Source organism: Clostridium sp. CAG:43 (assembly GCF_000434655.1).
GTDB lineage: Bacteria > Bacillota > Clostridia > Lachnospirales > Lachnospiraceae > Otoolea > Otoolea fessa.
The window spans coordinates 4,019-10,408 of record NZ_FR895104.1 but is presented as its reverse complement, the minus strand read 5'-3'; the positions used below and the strand labels follow the sequence as shown (position 1 = coordinate 10,408).

The following is a 6,390-nucleotide window of genomic DNA, read 5'->3' as shown; positions in this document are numbered from 1 at the left end:
CGAGATCATGAAAGATCTCCAGGAGACCAACGCAGGGGATCGTAAAAGAATCCGCAGACTCTGCAATGAATTAAAGAGATTCAGAGTCTGCAGCCGGAGAGAACGGATAGGAGACTGGATTGAACATATGGTATTTCATTATGGTTATGCGCTGTACGCACTCCCTGCGCTCTTGTTCTTCCTGTCCTTCGTTCTGATGATGTTCAACATGACACGTTAAGCGAAAAAGGTGTTGTAAAACTGCAGGAAGATGGAAGCGAGGGAGATCGCAGTGGTGATGGCATATGGAAGAACAAAACCCCAGAACCTGCGCCGTCTCTCATCTACATAAGCGGTGCCGCTCACAGACAGAATCAGATGCATATACGGACATAAAGAAACAGGTTTAATAACACCGTTTGGTTTATGAAATGAAAAAACTTCGCCAGTGTCTGTATCGGCAGATTTAAAAGGATTTATGACGATGTAATCGTTAAACTGAAAGAACTCAAATGCCTGCTGAAACTCAAAATCCTGCTTGTGCGGATACTTAGAACGTAAGACGGCATAGCCAATATAAGGCTTTTTGTAAATGTCAAGTAAAAGTTTGTAATAGAAATCTGGCATAGTACACCCCTCCTTATATAGTCAGTATAAAGGAATGGGGATAAAAATTCAATTCAGAAAGAGAGGATAAGGATATGTCGAAGAAAATCGAAGAAATCATTACCGAAATGTCGGAAAGCGGCCATCTGGGTGTGAAGGAAGATATCTGCAAGGACACATTCCGGATCCAGAGATGCCTTTATTACCTCATGGGCTACCTCAGTGGCGGTGACTCCGGATGCGATGAACCGCTTTACACCGGGAAAGAAGTCGCAGAACTGCTCAGAGCTGTATGTGAAGGGGTGAAGTAAGAGTGACAATCACGAATTACATCGAAATCAATGGAACTGTCCGCGATTTTGAAACCCTCACAAAAGAAGAACGAGAAGAAATAGCTGCTCTGCTGTCTGACCGTTTCATGGCGGCAGCAGGATACCAGAGAATGAAAGGAGAACGGGATGAGAAGGGAAATCGAGGTATACAACCCCAAAAGGGAAGCGCGCCTGGAAATGCAGTTGAGAAGGAGAACGGAGGAGCTGAACGAGAATCTCAGATTTCAGGGATTGCTGTATGAGACGATCTTCGTTCTGGCGGTGCTGCTGATCGCGACAGTCTTCGCGCTGCTTGTCGTTACATCAAACAGATTTTTATAGGAGGACTCATGGGAAAGCACAAGGAAATCCAGATTGAAGTCAGCGATGAGGTGTATTCGGCGCTGGAGCAGCTGGCGAATGACCTGAATAAAGCAGAGACGATTATCCTAAACAGAACCGGAAAACAGGAACTGATCGGTCAGAGAAGTATGACCGTGGAGCATATCGCACTTCTGGAAATCGAAACATATGTTCACAATATCGAGAAAAGAAAATGCCAGAAACCGGATCCGCTTGGATATACAGAGTAGGGGGAGAAAAATGCAAGAGCTTGTAATCGTAGTAAAAACGACAGACGAACAGGAGGAACGTCTTGAAAGACTTCTTCCTTGGCACCAGAAACACGTGGAAGAGGATGGAAGCTATCCGCATAGCAGATGGAACAAAAGCGATATGCTGGAATGCCTGGTAAACATCCATGCAAAAGAACTGATTGAGTTCCTTCTGTCGGAAGAGGAGCATCGCCAGGGAATTATTCCGGAAAAGGAAAAGGGCCAGGCATAAAAGCCTGACCCTAAACCGTATACGAATCTGTGACAAGATCAGTATACGGCATACGGCGGAGAAAGTCAAGTTTTACAAGGGTTTAGCCGCCGTTTAGTCACTCGTTACAGTCATTAAACTTAGGCAGGGTGTAGAATGTCGTATTTGAGAAATAGCTGTTATCTCCCGTATTGCATCGAAGTAGAAGAAGTACATTCGAATAGGTATGGGAAGAGAGGATATAAGAGGGCACCGAGGAAGGAGCCGACCAGGGAAGAGATAGCAGAGGCGAATGAGCGCCGCCGCATTAAGAAGCTCTACCGAATCATAGCCACGAATTTTGATTTCGGAGATTATCACGCAGTCCTGACTTACCGGAAGGATGAGAGACCGACACCGGAACAGGCAAAGAAGATTCTCCGAACACTTCTCCAGAACCTGAGAAAAGCGTACCAGAAAAGAGGGGAACCGCTCCATTACATCATAGTAACCGAATATGAGCGGGCTGCCATCCACCATCATTTGATCGTCAATGAGATTGGAGACACGATCCGGATCATCAAAAAGCTGTGGCCGTATGGGGGAACACATTTCACACCTATCTACGAGGCAGGAGAAGTGAAAGAGCTGGCGGCGTATCTCATCAAAGAAACTCAGAAGAGCTTCCGGAAAAAGGACAACCCCAACAAGCTGGCGTATTCGCGCAGCCGGAACCTGAAAAAGCCGGTAGTTAAAACCAAGGTTATCAAGGCGAACACCTGGAAGAAAGAACCGGTGCCGCCTGCTGGGTATATGATCCGGCGCGGCGATATCGTGACCGGAATTAATGTCCTGGGCTATCCGTACCGGTATTATACGATGGTCCGCATCACTGCCGGGAAAGGAGAGGGCTGGATAAAGCCAAGGAAATATGCACCTGAATCGAGAGGAGTACCGCCTGATTAAACGGATGAGCCGCGGGGAATTGCAGGACTACCTGGAAGAGGTTTCCAGAGAGCTGGAGAAAGAGGCGATCCGCAAAGAGGCACTGCTGGATGCAAGGGAATCACTGGAAAAGGCAATTGATATCAAAGGATTAGGACCGATGCGGAAAGCAGAGATCCGGAAAAAATATAAAAAAGCAATGGAGGAAAAAGAGCATGGAAGAAAAACGGGAGCTGCCGGAGGGTGTTAAAGAAGAAATGGGCGCATGTATCTTTTGCGGTCAGACGTACATGTTTACGAATGTCGAACTCGGTACGGAGCAGTTAAACGAAGCAGCGACGGAGAGATGCACCTGCGAGGAAGCAAAGAACTGGCAGGTGCAGCGGAATCGGGCGAAGAAGGTACGCAAGAAAACGGAAAGAATCTTTGCTAATGATAAGTGTCTGAATTTTATGCTGATGTCGGCGAATATGATCTTGTCCGGAGAACTGGATAAGGTAACGGTAAAAATGAATGATGGAACCGTGGGAACCATCGCGTTGACAAAAAAAGACAGTATCAAGATCCAGCGCAGCAAGACGATCCGGGACGCAGCGGAGGGATAAGATGTATGAGGTAACCGTAAAAATTGGCGGAAATGCCAGTAAATACTGGGCGTCACTGGAATTTGACGATGCCAAGGGGAAGACTCATCGAAAAGAGATTGCCAGGGAGCGCAGCGCCACGAAATCAAGCAATACGCTGCAGGCGCTGATTGACGCCCTCGGCATTCTTCGGAACCCATGCGTTTTAACAATCTATACCGAAGACGATGCCCTGGCAGCAGCCTGGTCGAACGGATGGGTCAACACCTGGCAGCAGCATAGTTGGAAAAATGCTAAGGGGAATACGATACGGAATGCGGAGCAGTGGCAGCAGCTCTATGAGCTCATGACACCACACGGGAGGCGATTTGTATGTCAAAAAGCATAATGGAACCAGTAGGGGCGTGCGAGTGCTGGAATTGCGGCGATACGCGGAATCTGGAAGTGCACCATATTTTTTATGGAATCCGTGCCAGAAAAAAGTCAGAACACTATGGTTTGAAAGTGCATCTCTGCCCTGGCTGCCATCGATGGGCGAAGACGGGGGTGCATGGCGGAAATCATGAATTAGATATTCGCTTGAAGCAGGAAGCGGAACGGCTTTTTGAATCAAAATACAGCCGGGAGCTGTTTAGACAGGAATTTGGCAAGTTTTACACAGAGGAAAATGCCGAAAACACGAATAAAACATTAGATCTTTTGGGGGTACAGTGGATATGACGGTGGATGATTTGTTAAAGGTATTAAGTAATCCGGATATGATCCGGATCATCAATGATGGCAGTGATGTTTATGTCGGATATCTCGGTACGATGCAGTATCACAAAGGGGATTTATCAAAAATCATGAAGCAGGAAGTACATTCATTCCAGTGTATTCCGGAAATCCGTCATAGGAATTGGAGAGAAAAGGGACTGGATGCCCCTCTTCTTCCGGACGCGATACCGACCTATGCGTATGCGGATCTGCAGAGCACACTATATTACACAATTTACATATAAAGGGGTAAAAAAATGAAGAAAACAGAAGGAAAACGCACTTCGGTTGCGGAATATGTGAGAAAAAGAGCCTACGGGGAAAGTGCGGGACCGGGAAAGAAAGAGGTTCTGCCTGTTTGTGAGAAAAGCGCGCAGCAGGAGGAAGTAAAAAGCGATTTGGAACTGCTTCAGGCATGTTGTAAGAAAGAAAAGTACTTCCTGGAAATGTTCCGGAAAGCGAGCGGTAGCAATGTGAATGATGTGAGAGCGAGGGCGCTGAAAGTGCAGGCATTTGAACAGGCGATCCAGGCACTGACGGGGGAGAAGACAGCGGAAGAAAAAGAAGAGCCGAAGGAACAGACCCCGCTTCCGGTTATGAAGAATAATACCCAGCGAAAGGAATGGCTGGCAGACTATCGCTCCTGGGGAGTCTGGTACGCAGACAAGCATATCGGCGCGGTTTACTACAAGTATGATTTTGATAACGGCGCGAAATTGATTGTCGAGGAATATGAGGACACACTTACCACCCTCAGAAAGACAGAAAAGCGTATCAGCCGGTATTATCATCTGGTAGGCGGTCCGGAGCCGGTCAGAAGGACGGACGGGAGTCCGAAATGGAGCCGTCACGAAAACTATACTAAATATCCGGACAGCGAAAGCGAGCTGGTAGAGTTTTTGAAAGATATACAGAAATAAACCTCTATGTGGCAGTTATATATTACCGAATATGCCATTGGTCTATAGAGCGAGGCTCCGGAACTCCACCGGAGCCGGAAAGGAGGCGGCTATGAGAGCTGCAGAGATGAGAGATATTATCATCAGCAAATTAAAAGATGGACCCAAGACAACCCCTGAACTCGTTGAAATGACGGGATTCAGCCCAGAGCAGATCCGGGAGCGGATGCGCCGGGCAAAAGTCGAGGGAATGGTGGAAAGCGCTGTGATAGACAAAGAATTTATGTGGTATGACAAGAAACAGTGGGATCATGTTGTACAGGTTAAAGAGGATAAAGGACCGATTACATTCGGGGAATTAAGAAGAATCGGCCACTATATCAGACCGAACTTCCGAATCCGGGTTTATGATTGCGTCCCGAAAAAGGGAGAAGAAACAACTGGCGTGATCCGGATGAAGCACATAGACAAGATCTATCGCCATGTTGTCACGTTCAAGGAAGGAGGGAGTACCACGCTTGTGAAGTTGGCGCAGTATTTCCGGGATGGCAGCAGGAACAGATGCATTAAATGATTTGGCGGTCGCCGGAAACGGTCGATGGTCGAATTATTGTTTTGTATGTTGAGGAGTGGAAGATGAGATTTAAGAAAGGCGATGTCATAAGACATTTTAAAAGAGAGATGCTTACAAAAGAGCAGATCGAAGAAAATGGAGCTTTGTTTACATATGAGTTTTTGGGAGTCGCAGAGCATACGGAAACAAAAGAAAAACTGGTGTTATACAAGGCTTTGTACGATGGCGAGTCAATAGGGTTACCTGTGAAAAAGGGGGACATATTTGCACGACCGTATGATATGTTTTTTAGCGAGGTAGATCATCAGAAATACCCTGGCATAAAGCAGAAATATAGGTTTGAATTTTAAATCCAAAAGGAGAATAAAAGAGATTATATGCCTACGAAGAAACGGGGCTTTCTCCAGAGCAAACTTAAAATTTGGAGGATACTATGAAAAAGTGGGTAGAGAACAAAGAACCATCCGGCGCAGTGGTTCACACGCTTGTGTTCGGGCATCATGGAGATGATCCCAAAGTCATAGTGGCGTTGTTTAGAGATTCAGAGGGAGATTGGTTTACAACATCGAATGTGCTCGATACATACTGGGACTTGCTGACCGGCAAGGAAGTGTGTGAACATGATGCCAAAATGATGGTAGAGGAAATGGTGTACGATCATTTTGCGGATGAAAAGAGGTATTACGAGGAAATTTGCGAAGAGCTTGATATGGAAAATAAGAATTTGATAGAGGAATACGATGAGAAATCAGAACGCTTCCGGAAGAGATGGGAGGAGAGGAAGGCAGCAGAAGAAAAGGATGGAAACAGGTACCGGGAGGCATATGGTAAACTGTACGATAAATTTTTAAAAACATACTAGGAAAAGGAGATAAAACACTATGCCAGAAAAAAATGAAACTAACAAAGTGCGCCTGATTGGCGAGGTGATA

The 6,390-nt window shown here is 46.2% G+C and carries 16 protein-coding genes; 15 read left to right on the top strand and 1 reads right to left on the bottom strand.

Annotated elements, in window-relative coordinates:
* A partial coding sequence (locus tag QVO97_RS09605; protein WP_288189557.1) for a hypothetical protein occupies positions 1-220 on the top strand: 220 nt, incomplete at its 5' end.
* On the opposite strand, the gene QVO97_RS09600 is transcribed toward QVO97_RS09605, so the two are convergent.
* A complete protein-coding gene (locus QVO97_RS09600; protein WP_022360117.1) occupies positions 217-606 on the bottom strand; it encodes a hypothetical protein in 390 nt (129 codons plus the stop codon). The genes QVO97_RS09605 and QVO97_RS09600 overlap by 4 nt on opposite strands.
* Before the next feature lie 74 nt (positions 607-680).
* Between QVO97_RS09600 and QVO97_RS09595 the strand changes: the two genes are divergently transcribed.
* The 14 genes from QVO97_RS09595 (at position 681) to QVO97_RS09530 (ending at position 6,320) form a co-directional block, all read left to right on the top strand.
* Positions 681-896, top strand: coding sequence for a hypothetical protein (locus QVO97_RS09595; protein WP_022360116.1), 216 nt, complete (start codon positions 681-683; stop codon positions 894-896).
* 2 nt (positions 897-898) lie between these two features.
* The gene (locus tag QVO97_RS09590; RefSeq protein ID WP_288189555.1) at positions 899-1,159 is read left to right on the top strand and encodes a hypothetical protein; all 261 of its coding nucleotides are present in this window, start codon (positions 899-901) and stop codon (positions 1,157-1,159) included.
* 87 nt (positions 1,160-1,246) lie between these two features.
* Positions 1,247-1,489 carry a hypothetical protein gene (locus tag QVO97_RS09585; protein ID WP_022360114.1) on the top strand — a complete coding sequence of 81 codons (243 nt, stop codon included), beginning with the start codon at positions 1,247-1,249 and terminating at the stop codon, positions 1,487-1,489.
* A gap of 10 nt (positions 1,490-1,499) precedes the next feature.
* Positions 1,500-1,742: a hypothetical protein gene (locus QVO97_RS09580; protein WP_022360113.1), complete on the top strand. Its 243-nt coding sequence runs from the start codon at positions 1,500-1,502 to the stop codon at positions 1,740-1,742.
* A gap of 135 nt (positions 1,743-1,877) precedes the next feature.
* Positions 1,878-2,666 (top strand): rolling circle replication-associated protein, encoded by a 789-nt coding sequence (locus QVO97_RS09575; protein WP_022360112.1) that lies wholly within the window; start codon positions 1,878-1,880, stop codon positions 2,664-2,666.
* Positions 2,632-2,895 (top strand): hypothetical protein, encoded by a 264-nt coding sequence (locus QVO97_RS09570; RefSeq protein WP_022360111.1) that lies wholly within the window; start codon positions 2,632-2,634, stop codon positions 2,893-2,895. The genes QVO97_RS09575 and QVO97_RS09570 overlap by 35 nt, the downstream gene beginning before the upstream one ends.
* On the top strand, positions 2,861-3,250 hold the full coding sequence (locus QVO97_RS09565) for a hypothetical protein (RefSeq protein WP_022360110.1): 390 nt from the start codon (positions 2,861-2,863) through the stop codon (positions 3,248-3,250). The genes QVO97_RS09570 and QVO97_RS09565 overlap by 35 nt, the downstream gene beginning before the upstream one ends.
* A 1-nt stretch (position 3,251) precedes the next feature.
* Entirely contained in the window at positions 3,252-3,617 is a 366-nt protein-coding gene (locus QVO97_RS09560; RefSeq protein ID WP_022360109.1) for an RNase H family protein, read from the top strand.
* Positions 3,602-3,949 (top strand): hypothetical protein, encoded by a 348-nt coding sequence (locus QVO97_RS09555; protein ID WP_022360108.1) that lies wholly within the window; start codon positions 3,602-3,604, stop codon positions 3,947-3,949. Before QVO97_RS09560 ends, QVO97_RS09555 begins: the two co-directional genes overlap by 16 nt.
* Before the next feature lie 2 nt (positions 3,950-3,951).
* The gene (locus QVO97_RS09550; RefSeq protein WP_288189550.1) at positions 3,952-4,230 is read left to right on the top strand and encodes a hypothetical protein; all 279 of its coding nucleotides are present in this window, start codon (positions 3,952-3,954) and stop codon (positions 4,228-4,230) included.
* 12 nt (positions 4,231-4,242) lie between these two features.
* Positions 4,243-4,905, top strand: coding sequence for a hypothetical protein (locus tag QVO97_RS09545; RefSeq protein WP_022360106.1), 663 nt, complete (start codon positions 4,243-4,245; stop codon positions 4,903-4,905).
* A gap of 91 nt (positions 4,906-4,996) precedes the next feature.
* Positions 4,997-5,458, top strand: coding sequence for a hypothetical protein (locus QVO97_RS09540; RefSeq protein ID WP_022360105.1), 462 nt, complete (start codon positions 4,997-4,999; stop codon positions 5,456-5,458).
* Positions 5,459-5,520: 62 nt separating this feature from the next.
* The gene (locus tag QVO97_RS09535; RefSeq protein WP_022360104.1) at positions 5,521-5,808 is read left to right on the top strand and encodes a DUF1653 domain-containing protein; all 288 of its coding nucleotides are present in this window, start codon (positions 5,521-5,523) and stop codon (positions 5,806-5,808) included.
* A gap of 83 nt (positions 5,809-5,891) precedes the next feature.
* Positions 5,892-6,320 carry a hypothetical protein gene (locus QVO97_RS09530; RefSeq protein WP_022360103.1) on the top strand — a complete coding sequence of 143 codons (429 nt, stop codon included), beginning with the start codon at positions 5,892-5,894 and terminating at the stop codon, positions 6,318-6,320.
* Positions 6,321-6,390 lie beyond the last annotated feature (70 nt).

Excerpts from the sequence above, each read along its gene's own strand:
- QVO97_RS09600 (WP_022360117.1), bottom strand. The coding sequence starts at position 606 with ATGCCAGATTTCTATTACAAACTTTTACTTGACATTTACAAAAAGCCT.
- QVO97_RS09595 (WP_022360116.1), top strand. The coding sequence starts at position 681 with ATGTCGAAGAAAATCGAAGAAATCATTACCGAAATGTCGGAAAGCGGC.
- QVO97_RS09585 (WP_022360114.1), top strand. The coding sequence starts at position 1,247 with ATGGGAAAGCACAAGGAAATCCAGATTGAAGTCAGCGATGAGGTGTAT.
- QVO97_RS09580 (WP_022360113.1), top strand. The coding sequence starts at position 1,500 with ATGCAAGAGCTTGTAATCGTAGTAAAAACGACAGACGAACAGGAGGAA.
- QVO97_RS09575 (WP_022360112.1), top strand. The coding sequence starts at position 1,878 with ATGTCGTATTTGAGAAATAGCTGTTATCTCCCGTATTGCATCGAAGTA.
- QVO97_RS09570 (WP_022360111.1), top strand. The coding sequence starts at position 2,632 with ATGCACCTGAATCGAGAGGAGTACCGCCTGATTAAACGGATGAGCCGC.
- QVO97_RS09565 (WP_022360110.1), top strand. The coding sequence starts at position 2,861 with ATGGAAGAAAAACGGGAGCTGCCGGAGGGTGTTAAAGAAGAAATGGGC.
- QVO97_RS09560 (WP_022360109.1), top strand. The coding sequence starts at position 3,252 with ATGTATGAGGTAACCGTAAAAATTGGCGGAAATGCCAGTAAATACTGG.
- QVO97_RS09555 (WP_022360108.1), top strand. The coding sequence starts at position 3,602 with ATGTCAAAAAGCATAATGGAACCAGTAGGGGCGTGCGAGTGCTGGAAT.
- QVO97_RS09545 (WP_022360106.1), top strand. The coding sequence starts at position 4,243 with ATGAAGAAAACAGAAGGAAAACGCACTTCGGTTGCGGAATATGTGAGA.
- QVO97_RS09540 (WP_022360105.1), top strand. The coding sequence starts at position 4,997 with ATGAGAGCTGCAGAGATGAGAGATATTATCATCAGCAAATTAAAAGAT.
- QVO97_RS09535 (WP_022360104.1), top strand. The coding sequence starts at position 5,521 with ATGAGATTTAAGAAAGGCGATGTCATAAGACATTTTAAAAGAGAGATG.
- QVO97_RS09530 (WP_022360103.1), top strand. The coding sequence starts at position 5,892 with ATGAAAAAGTGGGTAGAGAACAAAGAACCATCCGGCGCAGTGGTTCAC.